Below are 23790 nucleotides of genomic sequence, written 5' to 3' on the forward strand. Positions count from 1 at the left end.
ACACACTCTCAATTACGTTATATGTACAGCCATACCGGAGCGCTACTCAAGCTGGCTGGCTGTTAAGGAACCTATCCATGAAATCAAGACAATTTTGGCGATGGTTAATGCCCTTGTACTTATACTCAGCACTGGCACAAGCGGACACCAACACACTGCCCACGCCACAGCAGTTAACCGCAAAAGTGCATAGCAGCAATCAGGTTGCACTAAGCTGGCAAGCCCCCGAAGACACCAGCAATATTAAAGGCTATCGTATTTATCGTGATGACAAACGTATTGCGCGCACCACACTGACCTTTTATCAGGATAACAGTGCAATGGCAGGGACTGAATACAGCTACTTTGTTCAGGCTTTTGCCAAAGGAAAAGACAAAAACAAGCTCATCAGCGATCCTTCAAACACCGAAACAGTGACCACCCTGTCGACCGACAGCAATGATGGCATGCGTAATGGCTCAGTGATCAATATTGGCATTGCTCGTCTGGTCGATTTGTGTGGCACCAATGATCTCAACGCCGTCCCCGATGACCAGCTGGACACCTGTATGGACAAAGTCATTGCGCACTATGAGCTGCAGCAGGGACTGGAAGATATACAGGCGTATGTTGCACGCTATCGTCGCCAGGAAGATCCGCAATTAATTGCCCTAGGCAAAAGGCTGTTTTTCAGTAAAGCACTGAGTCAGGACTACGATACCTCCTGCGCTTCATGCCATCATCCGGTGCAAGGCTGTGGCAGTGATGGTTTGTCCTTATCCATTGGCGTCAATGCCGAAAACCCGGATGTGATGGGACTGGGACGTACCGATGGTAGTATGATCCCTTCTGTTGGGCGCAGTTCGCCTCAAATCTGTAACACCGCCTTATGGGTCAACAGCATGTTCTGGGACCAACGCGTTAAATTGCGCCAGAGCAACCGGGAAAGCGAAGTTGGCCTGGTATCAACCGCGCCGATTATGACACCTGAAGATGAGGTTACCCGACTGATGAACAGTCAGGTTGCAAATACCGACCCATTGCGTCTGCTGATGGCACAGGCACATTTCCCGATCACAGCCGCCGCTGAAATGGGCGATCCAAGCAGTTTTGAATCGCCACAAGTCTACCGTGAATTTATCGCCTCTCGCTTATCTGATGAATGGATAAGCCATTTTTCAGCAGCCTATGGTGACGAACAAATTGACTTCTTACGCATCGCCAGAGCCCTTGCCGCCTATCAGGCATCGTTCCTGTTTATCGATAACCCTTTCTTCAACTACATAGATGGCGATCTGGCCCGCCTGAACAATACAGAGAAACGCGGCGCCTTACTGTTTTACACCTCCGCAGGCTGCGCAAACTGCCACGATGGCGTGATGTTTACACCTGAAAAAACCCGTGGTCCACTGTACCCACAAATTGGCCCTGACGCTGTGGCAGATGGCAATGCTAAAAATCAGTTCCGTATGCCCAGCCTGCTGAACGTCGGGATCACAGCTCCATATGGTGACAAAGGTGTCTTCCAGACACTGGAACGCGTTATTGAGCACTACAATGATGTAACTGGCTCTCTGGAAAGCTTCTATCACAATGTAGAAACCTGTCAGCTACCTCAATTTCAACACCTGACGACGGAACAATGCCGCCAGATTGTTGGTGGCGGCGAAGACTTTGTACTGACACTGAATGCTCAGAATCGGGCCATCTCCGACCGTAGCGACGAAGCAATCATCAAACATTTCACCAGTGATGAAATTCATTATCTGGCGACTTTCCTGCGCTCACTGACCGATCCCAATGCGGTGGCTGGTAGCAATGCCATAGAGGTACTCATTCCACCCCGGGATGGTGGGCCTGATGGACATCAATTTGATGCCATAGATAAAAACGGTAACTCACTTTAACCCCCAACCAAAAGGGCTGCATATTGCAGCCCTTTTATAAAACCACATTGATTCGCTCTACTAATCACTACATATAACTCTCTGCATCATAGAAAAGCTGCTTCAGCGTACCGCAATTAATAAACTTGTAAGTTAACTCACCTTCGCTGGGCACCCGCTTGGAAGCCCGGAACTTTTGCAGACAGGCACCCGTTAAATCAACGAAGATCAGATGATTGAAACTAGGCTTTTGCTGGATCTTGTGCACATATATCCGCTCCGTTTTATTGATTTCTATGGCGTCATATTCGTGCCATTGAGACGCAGGTTCCAGTTTACTGAGCTTGCGGGCAAACAGTTTATCACTCAGTACCAGTTGTCGCTCGGGATACACCAAACGACCTCCACGCGCATAATGACCCTCGTATACATCAGCCATAATCGTTACTTCTTCGCCGCGCTCAAGTCGCTGTAAGTTAAACGGCTCAGGCTTAATGGTGATGAGTTTTGAGTCACGAACCAGGCTAAGAAAAGCCACATCCGGATTTTCCAAACGATATACCACATGTATGTCGTTGGGTAAGCTGTAGGATGGAAAGTTCGTGGCGTAAATACGGGAGCCTCTGTTCATCAATACCATCCCATGCTCCCCCTTATAAGCGGGATTAAGCGGTGGTGCTTGTTTTTCATCGGCTAAAGCAATGGCAGTAAATAAGAAGGTCGCTATTAACAGAATCACGTGCATTGTCAGTGTCCTTGTGGTGTTTTCACTCAGTATAGCAAGCAATCACAAACACACTCGGGACTTAACCGCCATAACCCCCATGCAGTTTGGACTGTTTTGCATATTGCACAAAACAGCCTGTGCAAAAAACCAATTCCAATAGCCTGGAGCAAGTAAAGTGGCACATAAAAAAGCCGCTCAGACTAAGTCTGAACGGCACATGCTCAACGTTGCCAAAAGTGTATCTGTTATGGCTTAACCGGGATAAGGTTAAAGTTTTCTAGTCGACCTTCCAGATTGCGGTGCGCTTCAATCTCAGCGAAGAACGCCTGACCATTGCGTGTCGCTGGTTTAACGACTGAGTAAAATACAAAGTTCAGACCTGCAACAACCTGTTGCTGTGCAGCCAGGATGTCATAGTGTACACCCACTAGCGACTCTATCTGCTCTGCAGCCGCTTGCTCTGCTTCAGTGAAATCATCACGCAGTGCAACACCGTCGAATGAACCAATAGGTGGCACCAGTACAGGGCGGCTTAATACGCGCTCTGCAGTTTCTGTGTACTTGCCATCCAGCGCGTGGATCACGATAACTTCAAGTTTGTTTACTTTTGCCACATCCGGTGCAACGACCGGCTCAACCAAACAATAAAAAGCATAGTTAGTGCCGTTCACCAATTGCGACTGACCAGCCAATGGGGTGATTTTAACACCGTCACGCTGGTTGATGTGCTCAAACGCATTGATAAAGTCTTTGCTGAAATCTTTCGCCAGTACAACTGCACCATAGGCACCCAGGTTATGAACTGTTTGAGACATAATAGTTTCCTTATTATTTCCAGTAATCCCGCACCATGCGGGGCTTATTTAACTGGCCCTCAGTGTAGATGCGAATGAACCGCTTTGTGGTATCAGTTTAGTATCAGTTTGGTATCAGTTACCCAACCTTGAAACCTAGGCCATTAGGGTGAAAAAAAGCTGACAGCCTGTAGCATAATCTGAACACCTGAAGTGTTAATGGTATGTGGCAAAAGGCACCAATGGCTGCTAGCCTTTGATCCCAAATTCAGTGAGGAGCACGTCAATGGACGGCAGAGTGAAACTCAATTGTCATCGGCTTAAGGAACTTAGAAAAAGCCTGGGCCTGAGCCAGGAAAAACTGGCCTGCGCATGCCAGGATCAGGCTTTGTGTGTGTCTATTGCTACACTGAAACGCGCCGAATGTGGCAGCCGCGTCTATTATCGCACCGCTGGTGACCTAGCGCGCTTTTATCAAATCCCGGTTGCAGAGTTGCTAAGTGAGCAATCCAGTTAGCCCTCTGCAAGCTCACAGTCGCCTGCAATAAAGACCCTGGCAAACAACAAAGGGTGACAAAAATTGCTATGTTGGGGTAAATCTTGTACTCTTCCGGCCCGCATTCTTCAGAGTACACAATCATGAGCTTCAGCAGTCTCGGCTTATCTCCAGAAATCAATCAAGCCGTAGCCGATCAGGGCTACTCAACGCCAACTCCCATTCAGGAGCAAGCGATCCCCGCTATCCTGCAAGGGCGAGACATCATGGCGGCAGCCCAAACCGGCACAGGTAAAACCGCAGGCTTTACCCTGCCAATGCTGGAACTACTCAGTAACAAGCCAAAGGTCCAGGCCAATCAGGTCAGAGCGTTAATCCTGACACCCACACGCGAGCTGGCCGATCAGGTATGGCAAAGTGTCGAGCTATACAGCAAACATCTGACCTTATCTTGTCAGGTTGTCTATGGTGGGGTCAAAATCAACCCACAAATGATGAAGTTACGCAAAGGTGCCGACGTGCTGGTTGCAACACCTGGTCGACTGCTCGATCTGTACCAGCAAAATGCAGTGAAGTTTGACCAACTGGAGATGTTTGTACTCGACGAAGCTGACAGAATGCTGGATATGGGATTTATTCATGATATCAAACGTCTGATCAAACTACTGCCGCAGCGCCGTCAGAACCTGCTGTTTTCAGCCACCTTTTCTGATGAGATCCGCAATCTGGCAAAAGGCCTGATCCAGGATCCGGTTGAGATTTCCGTGGCACCGGCAAACAGCACCGCCAAAAGCGTGACCCAATGGGTTTACCCGGTTGATAAAAGCCGCCGCACCGCACTGCTCAAACACTTGCTAACCACCCATGACTGGCAACAGGTACTGGTCTTTACGCGCACTAAACATGGTGCCAATCGCCTGGTACGGGATCTGGAGAAAAGCAAAATTAACGCGGCTGCCATTCATGGTAACAAGAGTCAGAGTGCTCGTATGAAAGCACTTGCGGGCTTTAAGAGTGGCGAGTTGCGAGTGCTGGTGGCCACCGACATCGTCGCGCGAGGCCTGGATATTCAGGAGCTGCCACACGTTGTCAACTTTGACTTGCCAAATGTGTATGAAGATTACGTGCATCGTATTGGTCGTACAGGCCGTGCTGGCGCGACAGGCGAAGCCGTTTCCTTTGTCAGCGAAGACGTCGCCAGTGACCTGTTTGGCATTGAGAGACTGATCCAACAACTGATCCCTCGCGTTGTTGAGCCGGGCTTCGAACCACAAAATCCGGTACCTGAATCTAAGTTGGACACGCGCCCCATTAAACCCAAAAAACCTAAAAAACCCAAGAAGCCAAAAACCGACACGGCTCAGCAAGGTGGGCAAAACGGCCAGGCCAACAAACCAAAAAGCAACCACAAAGCGCACTCTGGAAATGACAAACAAGGCGCGCCAAAACGCCGCAGAAGACGACCGGCTAACAGCCAGAATAAACCAACGAGCCACAAACCGGCTGCACAGAAAAAGTCCAGCCCGGATAGCGGAGCTAAGTAAGGCGTTTAGCACGCTAACTGTGAGCAAAACACGATGCCACCGCGCAAGACACACCGTCAGGTAGTCTGCCTCCGTGGCATGTTATACTTACCCTTTCAACCAAAAAGAAACCAGCTATGAGCACCTCTACGCCATTTTCCAGCATCAATTTGTCAGCTGCTTTGCAAGAAAACCTGACCTCTCTGGGTTATCACACCATGACCGACATCCAGGCTCAGACACTGCCACAGATCCTGGCCGGTAAAGACGTCATAGGTCAGGGAAAAACCGGCTCGGGAAAAACGGCAGCATTTGCCCTTGGCCTGCTCCATAACCTCAGGGTTAAGCGCTTTCGGGTGCAGGCACTGGTTGTTTGTCCCACCCGGGAGCTGGCAGATCAGGTCGCCGTGGAGATCCGTAAACTGGCACGAGCCATTCATAATATTAAAGTACTGACCTTGTGCGGCGGCGCTCCGATGGGACCACAAATAGGCTCTCTGGAGCACGGCGCACACATTGTGGTAGGCACACCCGGACGCATTGAAGAGCATTTGCGCAAAGGCCGCCTGTGCTTAGATGAGGTCAATACCTTTGTGCTGGATGAAGCCGATCGCATGCTGGAAATGGGCTTTGAAGAAGCCCTGGATTGTATCGTGTCGCACTGCCCACAACAGCGCCAGAATTTGCTATTTAGTGCCACTTACCCGGCGAAAATCGAACAGCTGGTTGGCCACATTATGCGGGACCCGGTTAAGGTCGAAGTCGTCGCACAACATGATCACAGTACCATAGAGCAGCATTTCTATGAGGTGGCCGATAACAACGAGCGTGACGCTACGCTGCATAAATTGTTAAGACAATTTCAACCCAACGCTGCAGTGGTATTTTGTAATACCAAAGCACAATGTCAGGACATCAGCGAGATGCTTCAAAGCTATGGTTTTGACTGCGCTGCCCTGCATGGCGACCTGGATCAGAAAGACCGGGACAAAACCCTGGTACGCTTTGCTAACCGTAGCTTAACTGTGCTCGTTGCGACCGATGTTGCAGCACGAGGCATAGATGTGGACCATGTAGACATGGTGATTAACTACCACATTGCCCACGACCCTGAGGTACATGTGCATCGTATTGGCCGTACCGGTCGCGCCGGGAAAACCGGAGTAGCCTGCTCGCTGATGAGCTACAAAGAATCCCACAAAGTGAATATGCTGGAAGACTACCTCGACTTGCGTATTGAACCCACGGCACTGCCGGGGGAACAGGTACTCTCAGCTCAGATTAATCGCGCGCCTATGGTCACGATACAAATTGATGGCGGCAAAAAAGCCAAGTTACGCCCGGGCGACATTCTTGGGGCACTGACTGCCAACCAGACCTTACAAGGCGATCAAATCGGTAAAATCAAAGTCACCGCCATGTCCTCCTATGTTGCGGTGGAACGCAAGTACGCCAATCAGGCAGTCAAAATGATCAGTGAAGGGAAAATGAAAGGCCGCAATTTCCGGGCCCGGAAGCTTACTCGCTAACGATAATATTGCTGCTAAGTGGTGGCGGCTCATCCATTGAAGCCGCCACCACTGTTTCAAATTTGGCCTAACCACAAAAACACGATTGCGAATTATTTTCATTTACTATTTCCATTACAGTTTTGTTATGATATAACACACGCACTGAATGATTGGAGAAGAAAATGAAGCCAGATATCCACCCTGATTACCACTTAGTTGCCTTTCACGATACCTCGGTAGACAAGTATTTCATTGTTGGCTCTACCATTAAAACCGACCGCACGGTAGAAGTAGACGGAGTGACTTATCCCTATGTGCCTATCGATGTGTCGAGCGAGTCTCACCCTTTCTACACAGGTAAACAGAAACTGGTTGCCAGCGATGGCCGTGTTGCACAGTTTAACCGCCGCTTTAAGAATCTGGCTGGTAAAAAAGGATAATCACCATGAAAGTACTCAGCTCACTAAAAAGTGCCAAGTCTCGTCCAGGCTGTCAGGTAGTTAAGCGTCGTGGCCGTGTGTACGTGATCTGTAAGGATAACCCGCGCTTTAAAGCAGTTCAGGGCAAGAAGAAAAAACGCTAACTAACAAGTTTGATACAGCCGGCTCGTCAAGCAGCCGGCTGCCTGCAACGCCCGCCAGTATCACTCACCACAGACATGAAACAAGCAATAGCAGCACGACAAAGCAACCACTCTAGCTGCGTAAATGGCAGTACCAGAACGCTTGCAACCTGACTTATGCAGCTGGCTGGTTTCCAGTTTCCCCAATAACATTGTGGACATAGCTTAGAGATAGGACTGCGCCATAGGTTCCTATGTACAACGAAATGGCAGTCCGTACTCAGCGCTGCGACCACTGCTCTTGAGCAAAGTAAAAGTTTGTAAACATTAACGGTACATTAAATCAAAACTAACAACCAGGGTCTACGCTGAAAGAGAAACAACAAAAAAGGACCTGTAATTATGGTAAAAACTGCACATAAACGTACTCCTTCTGACGTCACCGTAGACATGAACCCTATGCTGGATATCGTATTTATTCTGCTGATTTTCTTTATTGTCACCGCCAGTTTTGTCAGAGAAAGTGCTCTGCCGCTCAACCGAACGGAGCAAGCGGTCACCTCTGTGGTACCAAACCTGACACCGGTATTTTCAATCGATGCTAAGAATCAGATTTACCTGAACAATAGGCAAATCGACCTCGACAGTGTCAGTATTAACATTGCCCGTCTCGGCGCAGAAGGGGATATCACCAGCATTAGTTTGCGAGCACACCCTGACAGCCAGCATGCCACGCTGGTTAGTGTACTCGATGCCATCAAAGCCCAGACCAGTGCGCCCGTCTCTTTGGGTGAAACACTGAACTAGACTCAATGCTGACCCGGCAAACCTGCCGGGTCACCTCACTGCTTTGCGACCTGCATAAACTTAACGCGCTTCATAGCGCCTTCAGTACTACCATGGCCTTACTGTTAGCCTAGGGGCTCAGGTTATTATTGCAAATTACGCATCATTAAGTGCCGGATATGCTCATGTGACCAGGGTTACTGCACCTTCTTCCAGATTTCCCGCTCCACAAACTTGCCATTTTCGTACAGCTCATGGTGCCACAAATCACCTTCCACTTTATAACTGAAGGCCATCGTCCTGCCCAACAAAGAGGTGACGTTGCCGTACTCATAGGTCTCAATAAACCTGTCTCCCTTCAGCACATAGGTCCCGCCGCCAGCGTATTTGAACTTGCCCTGGCTCTGGGTGATATAGCTATGATGCGTGGGCGTGATTAACTTAACAGAGGTTAATTCCGGGGCTTTGGCAGACACAATGCCCTCTTCCGTGGCATATTGCCCTTCAACAAACTCCCAGCTACCCAGTAATGGATTAGCCAATGCCGAGCCGCTCAGCAGCGCCGTTAAGATCAGAGATTTCATAGTAGTTCCTTGAATAACATAATGTACTTATGAGTTTTACATACCTAAGCCGGAAAAACAGTTGAGGATCTCTCAAGTAGGTACACGTCGCGCATGGCCTGCTTACGGTATCAATCGTCCCGATGCACCAGGCTTGAAATGTACGTTTTTACTCAAACCATGAAATAGACCAGGTGGCGTTCAGGTCTTGTTTTCAGACCCTGACTCACACACGAGGCTGATATGAGCACAACAAACACATCTCTTTGCGCACTAATTCTCTTCACCCTGACGGCATGCGGTGGAGGCGGCGGCGGTGACACAACCCAAACCAGTGCCAGCAATAATACGAGCACTGAGACAAATACAGATACATCAAGCGATACAAACACCAATACGTCAGACAATAATGCAGGGAGTTCAGGCGACAACACGAGCACAGATACAAGTACAAACACCACTGACACTGTGCAAGCTGAAGATACGGTAACGTACCAGCTTACCTTTACCAGAACCTGGGAAGCCGACAACTTTCCGACCAATTACCCGGGGAATTCACACTTCTCCCCCCTCGTCGGCCTGACGCACAATGCAGACGGCTTCATCTTTAAGCCCAATACAGCGGCGTCAGCTGGCATCGTTAGCATGGCTGAAACCGGTTCCAAATTTCAGCTTAAAGAGGAAATTAGCGCTATTCAGAATGCCGGGAATTCCAACTACCTGATTGACGAGTCGGGTGTGTCAGGCAGTGCAAAAAGCGTGACCTTTACGTTTGAAGCAAGTCAGGCGTTTTCGTTACTCAGTGTCGTGTCTATGGTTGCCCCCAGTCCCGACTGGTTTATTGGCCTGGAAAGTTTGCCCTTGTTCACAGACAATCAATGGCTTGAAAGCCAGACGATCCAGCTGAAGGTCTATGATGCCGGCAGTGACAGTGGCACACGTTTTGGATCAGCCAATCAGGCTACCAGCCCGGCTGAGCTCATAATGCTGCTGACCAGTGACCCCACGGACAGCGACTTTTCTGCTGGTGTGCACAGCAACTCAGGCACCTATATTGGCATGATCGAACTAAAGCTAATGCAATAATGTCGCCAATGCCTTTTTCTCAGGCGGGCAGACTGTGATCTTTAACATCTGCCCGTCCCACCTTCCTAAAAAGATAAAATAAGCTTATTTTTTATATAGTTAAATAAATCACCTAGCTCTTATTGAAGAACATTCCTTGTTTATCCTTATCGATCAGGACACCTTTGTGCCAATGCGTTGTTATAACCGGGCTAAAACAACAAACGGCAACGCACTAAGGGGCAATATTATGAAACTCTCCTCTTTTATACTCTGTACCACCTGTCTGGCACTTACTGGATGTGGCAGTGATAACACCGTAACTCACGCCTCAAAACCTAAATCAGCAGCAATGCCCGTGTCGCTCAGTGAAACAAAAGAAACCATTCGCTTTGATATCAATACCGACTATCAAAGTTTGCTTGATCAAGTCGTCGCGGCCGGGCTAACGGGGGTATCTGTCTATGTTGCCACACCCGGCTGGTCCGCAACCTATACCAGCGGTCAGGCCAACCAGGACACTCAGGCCCCGCTGAATCCGCAGCATCTGTTCCGCATTGCCAGTAATACCAAGAGCTTTGTTGCTACACTCACTCACCTGATGGCAGCACAGGGGCAAATTGACCTGGATAGCAGTATCAACACCTATCTGCCAGACAGTATTGCAACCCGCCTGCCCAATACCAGCACCATCACGGTGCGCCACTTGCTGCGACACACCAGTGGCCTGAAGGATTACCTGAGTGTGCCGCAGTTCTGGCACAAAACAAAAGCAGAACCCGATCATGACTGGCAAGTGACTGAAATGCTAAGTTATGTTTATGATGAACCCGCACAATTTGAAGTCGATAGCCACTTTGACTACTCCAACACAAACTACCTGCTACTCGGGATCATACTGGATGACTTGCTGGGCTATGATCTGGCGATTGCAATCCGCCAACAGATACTCGAACCACTGGGTATGACCGAAACCTATTACTATCAGCGGGAACCTCTGGGCGCTGAGCTTGTTCACGGCTATGAACTGGAGGAAGGTACACTAAAAAGTTATCGGCACATTAAACTGGGGTATCGTGCGGCAGATGGCGGTATGGTCAGTACACCCAAAGATCTCAGCCGGTTTTTCAGCGCCTTTGGCAAAACCCAGGCTCCGTTTACGGCTGCGATTAAAGCGCAAATGCTCAATAACCTGAATACAATGGATACAACCCGGGAGTATGGGGCCGGCATTGTGCGCAAAACAGAGCACAGTAATTTTGCGTCGTTGTCGGGCAAAGTGGCCTACATGCATGGCGGCTACAATAACGGTTATATATCCAGAAGCTATTATTACCCACAAGAAGACGTGAGCATCAGTGTGTTCTACAACCGCGTATTTGACCGCCACACAGAGCAGGACAAACATAAGATGGTTGAGAATTTTCGTGAAGCATTGCGCGCCAAAGTCTTCGCAGAACTATAAACACGCTAGCAGCCGGTGCTCAAACCGGCTGCTCCCTCACGCCTGACAGAGCCTGATTAGCAAATGACCTCAAGGGACACGTCGCTGTGGCGCTCCAGATTCAGGTAAGGATCAATCGCTGCAGTCATGAACGCGTTAATCTTGCCATCATAATGATGATTTTCAACCGCCCCATTTTTTGACACTGTGATCAGATCCAGTTTTTGTACCGGCGCTTCGAAGTCGGCATTCGCCAGGTCAAACCACACAACATTCAGCGTTCGGGCATTACTGAAATAGTAAGCAGGTTCACTGTGACTGGCGTAAGTGGACCACAGCGTATTTGAGATATTTGGGCTGTCACTAACCGTAAAGTTGTAACCCAGCGGTACAGACGCATTGGCAGCCACAGTTCTGGCCTGAGCCAGTGCGTCATCAATATGCGTGGGCGCGTCCATATGGTGCAGATAGAACGTTGCACGTTCAAATCGATCCGTCGAAAAAGCGCCCCCCGGGATGGTGTGGCTTGGGTTGCTGTTTTCTGCAGACCATTGCCAGGACCAGTAATCATTGATTTTTAACTGCTTATCAAAGCTCGGCTCATTGGTCATTATCTGATAAGCGCTGCTTTCATAACAAACAAACTCCCCGTCTACCACTTCAATGATGGCTGAATTGCCAGTGACATCTGACACAGACAGATGTAATTGCGCTGGTTTACCATCGCTGTTGGGGACCGCAGCGCCCACCAGTAAGATATCCTGTTTGCTAAATGCCTTCACAACTTCTTTTACAAAAACAAAGTTATCCAGCACATACTGTACCCACCGCAACACACTCAGCTGCTTTTTATGTGTACTGAAGGATTCCTGAGCATAGCTGGCACCAGAGTCATACAGCACATTCGCCACTAACCCCATAGAGTTCAGGCCATCCGACGCGGCCCAGCCACTACGATCATCGCCGACCATGGCCACGATGCTGCTATACGCCGAGCACCATTTGAGCGCTTCATCCATACCGCCATCCGATCCCGACAGGCCGGTTTTACTCAGCCCCTTATCAAACGCAAAGAAGCTGGTTGGGAGTGGATACATCCAATCCATATTACGGGCCGTCGCCAGATAGTCACGCTGGCAATTATTAAATACTCGGGTACACATCTCACACCTCATTATGTGCCATGACTATCGTTTGATAGCAGGCTATGTAGTTCTTTTCTCAGATACTAATCTGAGTTCACCCATAAAGACATTACGCAGGATTACAGCCCGGATCAGGGAATTTACCCGTCAGGTTGAAAATCTCTCATTTGCACTGTTCCTATAAACACGATTTTATAGACCTCTTTTTGATCGGTATTTCAGGGAAATGATCGCTATGATAGTTCGATTCAAGACTTTGCTGTGTGGTGTGATTACAAGCGTGTTGATGATATCTGCTAACATCGTCAGTGCGAAGGACCAGGCACCCATTTTGATGCCTGTCCCCGCTTCATTGGTACAGTCAGCGCAAGCTCTGATAATAGATCGCCCGCTGGCATTGTCGCTCACCGGCCTGTCTTCGCAGCGCAGTGCCTTTGTAAAAACTTATTATCAACAACAGTTCTCTGATTTTGGCTACCAGGTTGCGCCTGTCACCTTAGGATCAGCACTCCCCATTAATGTCACTGTGCAAGCACCGCAAGCCAGTACGAGTCATTACCCCCAGATCAACCAGAATGAACACTATCAATTGCGTATCAACAACACAGGTATTGATATCAGTGCCGCCTCTGATTTTGGCGCGCTGCACGCACTGGCAACCCTCAGCCAGTTACTCTATTTTGCCCGTGACAGCCGCGAGCTGGCCCTGTTACAAATAGACGATAGCCCCCGTTTCCCCTGGCGTGGACTGCTGCTCGACAGCGTCCGCCATTTTCTTTCTATCCCGGCGATTGAACGGCAACTACGCGGCATGGCTGCCGCCAAACTGAATGTATTTCACTGGCACCTGACAGATGATCAGGGCTGGCGATATGCCTCAGCAGCTTATCCAAAGTTGCATCAACTCGCGTCCGATGGCCAGTACTATACGCAGGCCGAAATCAAGCACATCGTTGAGTACGCCAGCAACCTTGGGATCCGTGTGGTGCCAGAGTTTGATGTCCCCGGTCACGCCTCGGCCATTGCGGTTGCCTACCCTGAACTGATGACACAGGTGAAGCCCTATCAGATGGAAGATGGCTGGGGTATATTTGAGCCTTTGTTAGACCCCAGCAAACCTGAAGTGTACGTCTTCATTGATGCAATCGTTGCAGAGCTGGCTGAACTCTTCCCGGACCCCTACTTGCATATTGGCGGCGATGAAGTACACCCAAAACATTGGCAAGACAGCAAGCGGGTCCAGGCATACATGCGCACACATAAACTCAACACCCCCGCCGACCTGCAAGCGCATTTCAACACCAAAGTACAAGCTATCTTGCGTCGGCATAACAAAAAAATGATGGGCTGGGACGAAATATTTCATCCCGCACTGGACCAGGATGTAATGATCCAGTCTTGGCGAGGCAAAGCGAGCCTGAGCCAGATTGCCGCACAGGGGTATCCGGCGTTGTTATCCGCCGGATTTTACATCGATCAGCCTCAGCCAACTGCTTACCACTATCGCAATGAGCCGTTTGATACCGATCTGCACACAGCACATCCGCTCAACGACAACGAAAAAATTCAAGCCTGGGATTTCACAATGCCCAGGCTCAAAGGCAGTGCCGTGCGTGGCAAACTGGTGCTAGTGTCTTCTCAGCAAACACTGAATCATGTATACCTGCAGCTCAATGATCGCCCCTTTAAACAAGCCCGACTGGATAGCCACCTAATTCCGCCCGGAGCGGGTTTATCACGACTCAACGCCACCATCGACAGCTGGATGGGCCCAACTCGTGCGGAACTCACACTGAACCCTGAATCAGGTTTAGCGGGCCGGATCCTGATTGGCAATGCTGTCTATCCGGTAACGGGGAAGTTAGATACACAGTTTACTCGGGCAGACTTTACCACTATGCACTTCCAGAGCGTGATGAGCGCGCAAGCACAAGGTAATATTCTAGGTGGAGAAGCGACTCTCTGGAGTGAACTGGTTACCGAACACAATCTGGATGTGCGCAGCTGGCCACGTCTGTTTGCCATCGCAGAGCGCCTGTGGTCTGCACGTCAGTACACCGACCCCGAAAACATGTACCACAGATTGTTGCCCATCTCTGACTTTGCCGATGCCATCGGCCTGCATCATCAAAAACAGTTCAGACAGGGACTCAAAAGGCTACTGGCAAAACACGATAGTTCGCAAAACCTGGCTTTGCTGATGCGCTTTGCGGAGCAGCTTGAACCAGCCAGCTACTACACACGTCATCATATTAAGTATCAACAAGGCTTGTATCATCAAAATGCACCGTTGGACTCTTTCGTAGACTACTTACCCATAGAAAGTCATACACTCATCACACTAAATCAAAAGCTTGCTCAATTTAAAGGTGGAGAGAAAACGGCACTAGAAGACATCTTGCGGACACTTCGAACCTGGAATGCAGATTATGCAGACTTAACGGCGCTGCTCACTAAAACGCCAAGTTTGAGGGCACTTCTACCACAGTTGAAGCTTGCTAAAACCAGCAATGAAATTGCACTATCAATTGCCAGACGCTGTAAGATCCAAACCCCAATTTCTCCGTCAGAAACGCGCCTGTTGATTGCCACACTCAGAGAGCCGCAAAGTCAGATGCAGGAGATAGTGGTTGCATCGACGCTTTTTACCGAGTCTTTGCTCGCGACATGCGGAGACCCAGTTCGATAGGCAAAAAGTGGATATAATGCCAATTCCACTTACTATCTGTTCAATTTGAAGGAGTAAATATGACGCTAGCGGTTACAAACTTCTTATTTAGAACATTGTCTCGCCTACAGGGATGTAGGTGCATCAGCGATAGCAGGACGCGAGTGCGGTGTTATCGAGCCTGGATTATCACCTCAAAATAGAGCACTTAATTGAGCAAATTGGTATAAATTTGGACTGAAAGTCATCGTTATCGCAATTCACATCATCGGATGGTTTTGACTTAGCTATGCAGGTCAGTCGGCAGACTGGCCTGCAATGGTGGATTGCTATTTTTAACGGTTAATATACGTCCCGCGATATAACCACATTGAGTCCATATTCTCATTGTGATTAACTAACCCCACTCCTGTCACGACCGAAGTGTTACCGGATGCAGGTGGGAAGTAAGATACTTCTATACCACCACTACCCGGGTCATAGCAGGTCTTCGATTGGTCATTCGACTTAACACCTGTTCCATAATAAATTCTGGTGCCTAAATTGCCTTGACTATCAAATTTGCGATAACTCACCCTCAGAGCAGCAATATCGTCCGAGCCATTAATCCGCCACTCCATTCCGGTAATTGCGATTTTGTCTTGTGTATTTACATACTGGCACTCAAGCTCATGACTAGGTTTACTGCCATAATTTGTACTCTCTAGCGGACCAAACTCACCATTACCGAGTATCTGGCGGTACCACAAAGTGATTGTTGTTACCGTCGTCTTGCCAGCACGGGCACCAATACCAACCAATACATGATCTGCCAGCAGCTCTGGCATTTGGGGTTGCTCTGGTACCATGGTGGCACGCTCACCGTATTTGTACACGTCTACGTCCGTGATGTAGTAACCTGAGTTATAGTCATTTGCATACACAGTGGATGCACTTAGCATGACCAAAGATGCTGCAATTGTTTGTACGCTTTTCATTAAATTTCTTCCTTATAAAATTAAAGCTTATTAAAACCACAAGCATACTCACATCAAAAACCCAAAAAAGAAACAAAAATTAAACATTTATTAATTTTTTATGACTTGGCGCAAAATTCTATAAGTAAATAGCCTAAGCAATTACTTCTTGTATGATTTTTCTTATCCATACATTTTTTTCATTCGCACTGCGCTTGCTCAACCACAACATAGCAATATCGAAGTCTGGTACAGGCAGCGGCGGCTCAAAGTACCTCAGCCCGGCATCCTCACACGCCAGCTGAGCCATTTTTAGCGGTACAATGGCTACTAACCGCCGCTGGCTGAGCAAGCGTTGTATGGTCAGGAAGTTGCGACTGGCGACCGTTACCCGGCGTGTCAGACCAGCCCTGGCAAGCAACTGATCGACCTGAGTTGTTAAGCGGCCATCCGGGCTCACCAGAGCATGCTCCGTCTGTGCAAACGTAGCCATACACATGGGAAGCTCTGTGGTAAATACCGCCGGATCCACCAGACAAACGTGACGCTCTGTGTACAGGACCTGACTGCTAAATGCCTGATCAGGTTCAGTGATACTGCCAATGACCAGATCCAGTTTCTCCTGTTCGGTCAGCGTCATATAGTTACTGCGATTCACGTTTACAAAACTTACTTGTGCATGAGGCGCGGCGGTGCGAATACGGTCATATATCAAAGGTGCAAAATTCAGCTCAGCATAATCCGTGAGACCAATACGGCATACGCCTTCATACAGCTCTGGTACAAAGTGTTTTGTGCGCAACAAGCCATCTGACACCGTATCCAGCAGCTGCTCAATTAATGGCGCTATCTGATGAGCGTACTCTGTCGGCTCCATGGTATGCCCTTTACGCTCAAACAACTCGTCATCCAGAAGACGTCTGAGCCTTGCCAGAGCATGGCTCATCGCTGACTGGCTGACACAGCCCTGCTCAGCCGCGATGCTGACGCTGCGACAGCGGTATAAATAAGCAAAGGCCACTAGTAGATTCAAGTCTACCTGCCGCCATGACACATCACTAAAGCTCACGGCCCAATCCCATATAATTCATAGATAAAATAAAAACTATTAATTTGAATCATTCTACGTCATTTTTTACTCTAGCGGCAATTGTGATAACAGAGCGCGCATTGTTATGTTTGCTATTTTTAAAACCTTCTTTTTACTTGGCTGGATAAGCTTTGGTGGTCCGGCAGCACACATAGGCTACTTCCGCCAAACCTTTGTGGAAAAACGCAAGTGGCTGGATGACGCCGATTATGCTCAGCTGGTCGCCCTAAGTCAGTTTTTGCCCGGCCCCGGTTCAAGCCAAGTCGGATTTGCTCTGGGCTACAAACGCGGTGGGTTGAGTGGTGGCTGCGCAGCCTTCATCGGCTTTACGCTACCGTCAGTCCTTATCATGGTATTGCTGGCGCTCATGGCCAGCCAGGTGACCGACACCAGTGTGTTTCAAAATCTGGTGCACGGGCTTAAGCTGCTTGCCATTGTGGTTGTCGCAGATGCCGCCTGGGGGATGTATAAGAACTTTTGTAAAAGCCCCCTCACTGTCGGCGTGTGTGTTATCACGGCCATCGCCTTGCTATTACTACCTGGTCTCTTTACGCAAATGGCGGTGCTGTTGCTGGCAGCCCTGATCGGCGCCTTTTACCTGCGCGGTAGTGCCCAAAAGGTGCACGCCAGTGCCACTTTCAAAGCAAGCTGGCTGCCTTTGATGGTGTTTGCAAGCTTATTTATTGCCCTGCCTTTTGTCGCCCACCTGAGTCCCTCAGCGGCCCTGTTTAATGATTTTTACCAGGCTGGCAGCCTGGTGTTTGGCGGCGGTCATGTAGTGCTGCCGCTGCTGCAAAATATTGTCGGCGACACCCTCAGTCAGGATGCCTTTTTGACTGGATATGCCGCTGCTCAGGCAGTGCCCGGCCCGATGTTTACGTTTGCCACTTATCTTGGCTACGCATTAATGCCAGCAAATCCCGTCACAGGTGCATTGGTGGCGACTTTAGCCGTATTTCTGCCTGGCTTTTTGTTACTACTGGGCGTGCTCAAGAACTGGCAACTACTCGCCAACCGACCCGCAGTGGCAGGTGCGCTGAGTGGTGTCAATGCTGCTGTGGTTGGCTTACTGGTGGCTGCACTGTATCAACCCGTCTTTACCAGTGCTGTAACTTCAGCACAGGATATTGCCCTGATTCTGGTCGGCTTTTATCTGTTAAAACACCTCAAGCTACACATCGTCTGGCTGGTCGTTACCTTTATGGTGGCCGGGGTCGCTCAGGGGTTCCTCTGATATCATTCAACGTGGTGGTCTGTGGACCACCCGTATTCCCTTATCACCCAATCTTAGCAACATCCCCCTCTTCAGGTTGAACTATCTCGTGTCTGCAACTAGCTTTTAGACGCATGATTGCAAACGCTCTGTGACTCTCTCAATTATTTTACCGAGGTAGGTGTATGGAAAGCTTCTTAGAAAAAATCGATATCAATCAATATTTACCTGTCGCCGTTGACTGGGCAACCAACCTGGTACTGGCATTATTAATACTGATCATTGGCATCTGGCTGGCGGGCAAGGCTTACAGAGCGGTTGTCTCTGTGGCGAATCGCTATGACAAACTCGATGATACTTTGTTTAAATTTTTTGGCAGTGTTGCCAAGTACACTGTGTTGGCCTTTGTTGGCATCGCAGTGCTCAATCGGTTTGGTGTACAAACCGCATCGATCATTGCTTTGCTCGGTGCCGCAGGACTTGCGGTAGGCCTGGCACTGCAAGGGACCCTATCCAACCTCGCGGCGGGCGTCATGCTGTTAATTTTCCGCCCCTACAAAGTCAATGACTTTATCGATACAGCAGGACAATTTGGCAAAGTGACAGAAATTGATATGTTTACGACCATCTTGCAAACCTTCGACAACCAACAAATCGTTATTCCCAACAGCCATATCTGGGGCAGTAAAATCGTTAACCACTCACATCATGCAATTCGGGGTGTCGATATGCGTTTTGGCGTTGCTTACAATGAAAACACGGATAAGGCCAGGGCTGTGATCCAATCCGTGTTGCAGGCACATCCCCATATTTTGTCAGATCCGGCCCCGTTTGTAGAGGTGGAGTCGCTCAGTAACAGCTCAGTGGACTTTTTAGTCAGACCATTTTGCGACGGCGCACATTATTTTGATGTGCTTTACTCCGTGCCTGAGCAAGTGAAAAAAGCCCTCGATGAGGCCAATATAGAGATCCCCTTCCCTCATCGTAAAGTGATTCTGGTCAACGAAAGCGACGCCTGACTTTGCTAAGTATGGATCAGCCTGTTGACGGGCTGCTCCATATACAACCGTATCTCACTCACAAACTTGGGGGCGCTGTGATTCCTTGTCTATAGTGTTATAGATAATCCACTACATACCAGGATGTGATATGGCGCTCTTCGGCTTTTCAAGAACAAAAACTACAGAACCACAAATCACCCTACCGCAAACATTGCCTTGGCTAAAGCTCGACCGGCACGGTAATATTCTCGCCACCAGCGAGGCTTTTAATACCGCACTGGCGTTTTCGAGCAGCGCCCCACCCAAGACATTGTCAGCACTGTGCAATCGTCACAGCGACTACCAGACGTTACATAACGCGCTGCAAAAACGTCAACATAACAACGCGCAAATCTGCACCATGCACAATATCGAGGGCACAGTGTTTCACGTCTCAGTACAATTGTGTCCGCTGGATGAGTCACACAGCTTTGCCGTGATCCAGGATGTGACAGCGCAGTATCAACCTTTGGTGGACACCTCCTCAGCCATACAGGCCTTGTCAAATGCGCAAGCCTGGGCAGAGCTGGACCTGCAAGGCACGGTATTGAATGCCAACGAGCATTTCCTATCCCTGGTGGATGCCACAAGACAACAATTGGTTAATCAGCATTATCAGCAATTTGTGGTCAATGAACAGCTCAATGACGCTTGCTGGGAAGCGCTTTGTGAAGGCCAGACGCTTGAGTGTGACCTAAAATGGCAAACTTCGGAGCAAACATTTGCCTGGCTGCATGCCAAACTGGTTCCGGTGCCGGATCCACACCAGCGCACTGCCAAAGTATTGTTGTTAGCCAGCGATATCTCTAAGCAAAAACATACGACAATCAATCTCAACAGTCAGGTTGACGGGATCCGCAATGCCCAGGCAGTTATTGAGTTTACCCTCGATGGCACCATAGTAACGGCCAATCAAAATTTTCTCGATGTGATGGGTTATCAGCTTGAAGAGATCCAAGGTCAGCACCACCGCCTGTTTGTCACTACAAAAGAAGCTGCCAGTGATGAGTATGCAGCATTCTGGCGGGCTTTAGGCAGGGGCGAACTTCAATCTGGCGAGTTTAAACGGGTCAACAAACACGGTGAAGCGGTATGGATCCAGGCGCACTACACCCCCTTGTATGACGAGAATGGTCGGCTCTGGAAAATCATGAAGTTCGCCTCTGACATAACCGCAGATAAACTGAATGCCTTTGAGGCACAAGGACAAATCGAGGCAATCAATCGATCTCAGGCGGTGATCCAATTCAATTTAGACGGGACCATTTTAGACGCCAACGACAACTTTTTGAGCGCCATGGGTTATAGCAAAGAGGAAATCATTGGCCAGCACCACAGGCTGTTTGTTGAGCCCAAGTATGCTCAGAGTGAGGAATATCAGCAGTTTTGGCAAGATCTGAAGAATGGCCATTTCCATTCCGGTGAATTTTTTCGACTGGGAAAACATGCCAAACCTATCTGGATTAGTGCAACTTATAACCTGATCCGTGATGATGAGGGCAACCCGCTGAAAGTGGTTAAATACGCCATGGATATCACCCACCAGAAGCAAATCACAGCGGATCTGGAAGGGCAAGTACAGGCCATTCATAAATCTCAGGCGGTCATTGAATTTGAAATGGACGGTACCATACTGTGGGCCAATGACCTCTTTTTAGCAACCATGGGCTACACACTCCACGAGATCAAAGGCCAGCATCACCGCATGTTTGCCACCCCGGAGCAGGCACAAAGCAACGAATATCAACAATTTTGGGCACAGCTCAATCGCGGCGAATTTGACTCGGGGCAATATATGCGGATCGCCAAAAATGGCCAAGAGATATGGATCCAGGCAACCTATAACCCAATCCTGGATCAACATGGCCGCCCAGTCAAAGTGGTTAAATATGCCACAGACATCACAGAACAAAAACAGGCTGTACAGCATATCAAAAACGCCATTTTTGCGCTTGAGCAAGGCAATTTAACCCACCGGATCACCGCTGAACTGGGAGAGGACTTCTCAGTGCTAACCCAGGCAATGAATGGTCTGTTCGACAAGCTCAGCGAGCTGGTTCAGACCATCAATAACGGGGCGGCCCAGGTGTTTGATATCGCCCGACAAATCGCCTCCAATAATGAAGAGCTCAATAGCCGTATAGAAAGTCAGGCAGCCAGCCTGGAAGAAACAGCTGCCACAATGGAGCAGCTGACAGCGACGGTGAAAAATAACGCGATCAGCGCAACCACAGCGTCTGAACGCGCAACAGTGGTCCGTGAAAAAGCGCTCAGTGGTAAACAAACCATTGAAGATGCCATCAATGCGGTTGGTAATATTGAAAGCTACAGCAGAAAAATCTCCGACATCGTTGGCGTGATTGATGAAATTGCCTTTCAAACTAACCTGCTGGCACTCAATGCGTCGGTTGAGGCCGCCAGAGCGGGCGAAGCTGGCAGAGGGTTTGCCGTGGTCGCCAGTGAAGTGCGTAACCTAGCACAACGCAGTGCCAGCGCAGCCAAAGAAATTAAAGCGCTCATCAAGAACAGTGTTGACGCCGTTACCGAAGGGAGCAAGCTGGTTTATGATTCCGGCACGACTTTCGATGAGTTGACTCAGTCGATTACACAAGTCAGTGACATGGTCTCGAACATTGACGATGCCAGCAAAGAGCAAGCATCAGGCATTGCCGCGGTATGCTCTACCATCGCACAAATGGATGGCATTACTCAGCAAAATGTCTCCCTGGTCGAAACTACGTCAAAGTCGGGCAAAACCATGGAGAGTCAGGCCCGGGTGTTGACCGATCAGGTTGCCTTTTTCAACCTCGAAGACAGCCGCTTATCTTAGCGGCTGTTCGGTTGATACTCACGAATAAAACTGTATTCAAATTTACCCGTATTGAGTTCAGCACAAACGGGCTCAAAGCCGTAGCTACGAATGCTGTCAATTTCTGCGCTGATGGGAGACTCATCGGTCAGCTGAGACAAGCCATTGATTAGCATCAATGCCTGGTTTTTATCATAGCGGCAACCAAACTCAATGGTTTTAAATAGCTTGGCATAGTCATCGCCAAGCTCTGCCGCCTCCTCAACTTGCTGACTTCCCTGACTCCCCCCGTTGATGATGCCCAGAATAAATAAAGCTCGGGGTTCAGCCCTTTGCTCCGTCAAATGGATCAGGATGGTTTTCGCCTTGAACTCAGAGTGCACAAACTGGCCCTTATTTCTGCCATATTCGTCTATCCGATAACCGCTAAAATAAGCGTACGCATAATGCAACGCTTGTCTGGTTGAGAGGGTTTTTAAGCCCTGAGGTGTGATGTCAATTTCGTTTTTCTGAGCGCGCAGTGCTCGCTGTTGCTGCTGTTCGTCTAGCTCCTGTGCAATCAATAACTGCTCCGCTGTCGTCACACCATATAGTGCCATCAGGCCGGTGGCCAGCGAAATACTCATTAAAACGGGTAACACAATGAAACAACGGTTTTTCAGCTTTTTCCGACTTGCATGCTGCTGTTTTTCCGCAAGCTCAAAAAAAGCCCGGTGTTCAGAAAATGGTACCTTTTTACGTGCCAAGCACACACTGGACCAAGCACCAATGACATATAAAATACCCAATACCATTAGCCAGGTATCGTTACTGACAATTAATTCCAGTGCCAGGGCCAGAAAAACCAGCCAGGCGTGCAGTACAAAAGCAATAACACCAAATACTTTCTGATAGCCCCGACCGTGAAACCGGATCACTAAGCCGACCAGCACACCACTGACGGCCAGCATCAAGGGACCAAAGTCTGCGTTTAATGTAAAAGCGCCAAACCAGGCAAATAAAATGGGAAACACCCACAATCCACCAGCAATCGCTGCACCCAGCGCGTTTTGTTTATTGAGCCGGTGCTCAACTTTGGCTAACTCGTCACAAGGAACCTGCATCTGACTTTCCTGTTTTTATTGTTGTTTTGTTTTTTATTGTCATATCAGCATAAAGCATAGGCCTGTGTAGGCCCATAGGAAGGCAGATGTATACAAATCAAAACGGTCCGATACATCTGACCAGCACTTGATTAGTGTGCTTTCTTCGGCCCCTGACGGACAAGGTCCTTGCCATTATCAAACACTTCTTGCGTCACCCAGCGGCCCAGGATCAACTGATGATTATCATCCAGCACAGCTACAAATGGCCGACCATTACTATTATTCGTCGCCAGCGCCACTCCTGCTGCGTTATTCAGACCTAACCCACCACTTTCTACCAGCTGTAAAAACGCTTCCAGTTCGTCCAGTGTGCTGATCAATTCTTTATCGTCAATCATGTTTCGTACTCAGTTGTCGCTAAAAGCGTGTAGCATATCAGGTCTGTCAC

The 23790-nt window shown here is 49.0% G+C and carries 21 protein-coding genes; 13 read left to right on the top strand and 8 right to left on the bottom strand.

Annotation, left to right across the window (positions count from 1 at the left end; translation table 11 throughout):
* Positions 1-77 precede the first annotated feature (77 nt).
* Positions 78-1886: a cytochrome c peroxidase gene (locus AT705_RS08105; protein ID WP_082668946.1), complete on the top strand. Its 1809-nt coding sequence runs from the start codon at positions 78-80 to the stop codon at positions 1884-1886.
* 67 nt (positions 1887-1953) lie between these two features.
* Here the strand turns inward: AT705_RS08105 and AT705_RS08110 are convergent, their stop codons facing one another.
* The gene (locus tag AT705_RS08110) at positions 1954-2610 is read right to left on the bottom strand and encodes a hypothetical protein (protein WP_058796206.1); all 657 of its coding nucleotides are present in this window, start codon (positions 2608-2610) and stop codon (positions 1954-1956) included.
* A gap of 227 nt (positions 2611-2837) precedes the next feature.
* On the bottom strand, positions 2838-3407 hold the full coding sequence (locus AT705_RS08115; RefSeq protein ID WP_058796207.1) for a hypothetical protein: 570 nt from the start codon (positions 3405-3407) through the stop codon (positions 2838-2840).
* A 265-nt stretch (positions 3408-3672) separates the two neighbouring features.
* Here AT705_RS08115 and AT705_RS08120 point away from each other — a divergent pair, with 265 nt between their 5' ends.
* The 6 genes from AT705_RS08120 (at position 3673) to AT705_RS08145 (ending at position 8285) form a co-directional block, all read left to right on the top strand.
* The gene (locus tag AT705_RS08120; protein ID WP_010384180.1) at positions 3673-3903 is read left to right on the top strand and encodes a helix-turn-helix domain-containing protein; all 231 of its coding nucleotides are present in this window, start codon (positions 3673-3675) and stop codon (positions 3901-3903) included.
* A 122-nt stretch (positions 3904-4025) separates the two neighbouring features.
* Positions 4026-5426, top strand: a complete 1401-nt coding sequence (locus tag AT705_RS08125; RefSeq protein WP_058796208.1) for a DEAD/DEAH box helicase — start codon at positions 4026-4028, stop codon at positions 5424-5426.
* A 116-nt stretch (positions 5427-5542) separates the two neighbouring features.
* A complete protein-coding gene (dbpA, locus tag AT705_RS08130; protein WP_058796209.1) occupies positions 5543-6934 on the top strand; it encodes an ATP-dependent RNA helicase DbpA in 1392 nt (463 codons plus the stop codon).
* 164 nt (positions 6935-7098) lie between these two features.
* Positions 7099-7356, top strand: a complete 258-nt coding sequence (locus tag AT705_RS08135) for a type B 50S ribosomal protein L31 (protein ID WP_010384175.1) — start codon at positions 7099-7101, stop codon at positions 7354-7356.
* A gap of 5 nt (positions 7357-7361) precedes the next feature.
* On the top strand, positions 7362-7499 hold the full coding sequence (gene ykgO / locus AT705_RS08140; protein ID WP_046003577.1) for a type B 50S ribosomal protein L36: 138 nt from the start codon (positions 7362-7364) through the stop codon (positions 7497-7499).
* A gap of 381 nt (positions 7500-7880) precedes the next feature.
* Positions 7881-8285, top strand: coding sequence for an ExbD/TolR family protein (locus AT705_RS08145; protein ID WP_058796210.1), 405 nt, complete (start codon positions 7881-7883; stop codon positions 8283-8285).
* Between the two features lie 176 nt (positions 8286-8461).
* On the opposite strand, the gene AT705_RS08150 is transcribed toward AT705_RS08145, so the two are convergent.
* Entirely contained in the window at positions 8462-8848 is a 387-nt protein-coding gene (locus AT705_RS08150; RefSeq protein WP_049863628.1) for a hypothetical protein, read from the bottom strand.
* Between the two features lie 222 nt (positions 8849-9070).
* Here AT705_RS08150 and AT705_RS08155 point away from each other — a divergent pair, with 222 nt between their 5' ends.
* Positions 9071-9913: a spondin domain-containing protein gene (locus AT705_RS08155; RefSeq protein WP_058796211.1), complete on the top strand. Its 843-nt coding sequence runs from the start codon at positions 9071-9073 to the stop codon at positions 9911-9913.
* Between the two features lie 229 nt (positions 9914-10142).
* Positions 10143-11357 carry a serine hydrolase domain-containing protein gene (locus AT705_RS08160; protein WP_058796212.1) on the top strand — a complete coding sequence of 405 codons (1215 nt, stop codon included), beginning with the start codon at positions 10143-10145 and terminating at the stop codon, positions 11355-11357.
* Positions 11358-11413: 56 nt separating this feature from the next.
* Here the strand turns inward: AT705_RS08160 and AT705_RS08165 are convergent, their stop codons facing one another.
* Positions 11414-12499, bottom strand: coding sequence for a linear amide C-N hydrolase (locus AT705_RS08165; RefSeq protein ID WP_058796213.1), 1086 nt, complete (start codon positions 12497-12499; stop codon positions 11414-11416).
* Positions 12500-12716: 217 nt separating this feature from the next.
* Here AT705_RS08165 and AT705_RS08170 point away from each other — a divergent pair, with 217 nt between their 5' ends.
* A complete protein-coding gene (locus AT705_RS08170) occupies positions 12717-15170 on the top strand; it encodes a family 20 glycosylhydrolase (protein WP_058796214.1) in 2454 nt (817 codons plus the stop codon).
* Positions 15171-15484: 314 nt separating this feature from the next.
* Here AT705_RS08170 and AT705_RS08175 read toward each other — a convergent pair whose 3' ends face one another.
* Together AT705_RS08175 and AT705_RS08180 are read right to left on the bottom strand one after the other, a co-directional pair.
* Entirely contained in the window at positions 15485-16126 is a 642-nt protein-coding gene (locus AT705_RS08175; protein ID WP_049863624.1) for a hypothetical protein, read from the bottom strand.
* A gap of 133 nt (positions 16127-16259) precedes the next feature.
* Positions 16260-17138 (bottom strand): LysR family transcriptional regulator, encoded by an 879-nt coding sequence (locus AT705_RS08180; protein WP_237113800.1) that lies wholly within the window; start codon positions 17136-17138, stop codon positions 16260-16262.
* Positions 17139-17280: 142 nt separating this feature from the next.
* Here AT705_RS08180 and chrA point away from each other — a divergent pair, with 142 nt between their 5' ends.
* From chrA to AT705_RS08195, 3 genes are all read left to right on the top strand, one after another.
* A complete protein-coding gene (gene chrA / locus AT705_RS08185) occupies positions 17281-18429 on the top strand; it encodes a chromate efflux transporter (RefSeq protein ID WP_058796216.1) in 1149 nt (382 codons plus the stop codon).
* 164 nt (positions 18430-18593) lie between these two features.
* Complete coding sequence (locus AT705_RS08190; RefSeq protein WP_058796217.1) at positions 18594-19427, top strand: mechanosensitive ion channel family protein; 834 nt, start codon at positions 18594-18596, stop codon at positions 19425-19427.
* Positions 19428-19557: 130 nt separating this feature from the next.
* Positions 19558-22278 (top strand): methyl-accepting chemotaxis protein, encoded by a 2721-nt coding sequence (locus AT705_RS08195; RefSeq protein ID WP_058796218.1) that lies wholly within the window; start codon positions 19558-19560, stop codon positions 22276-22278.
* Here the strand turns inward: AT705_RS08195 and AT705_RS08200 are convergent.
* Positions 22275-23360: a hypothetical protein gene (locus AT705_RS08200; RefSeq protein WP_058796219.1), complete on the bottom strand. Its 1086-nt coding sequence runs from the start codon at positions 23358-23360 to the stop codon at positions 22275-22277. The two genes, AT705_RS08195 and AT705_RS08200, sit on opposite strands and share 4 nt — an antisense overlap.
* Positions 23361-23491: 131 nt before the next feature.
* Positions 23492-23740 carry a hypothetical protein gene (locus AT705_RS08205; RefSeq protein WP_010384156.1) on the bottom strand — a complete coding sequence of 83 codons (249 nt, stop codon included), beginning with the start codon at positions 23738-23740 and terminating at the stop codon, positions 23492-23494.
* Positions 23741-23790: the final 50 nt, after the last annotated feature.

The sequence above is a fragment of the Pseudoalteromonas rubra genome, from assembly GCF_001482385.1.
GTDB lineage: Bacteria > Pseudomonadota > Gammaproteobacteria > Enterobacterales > Alteromonadaceae > Pseudoalteromonas > Pseudoalteromonas ardens.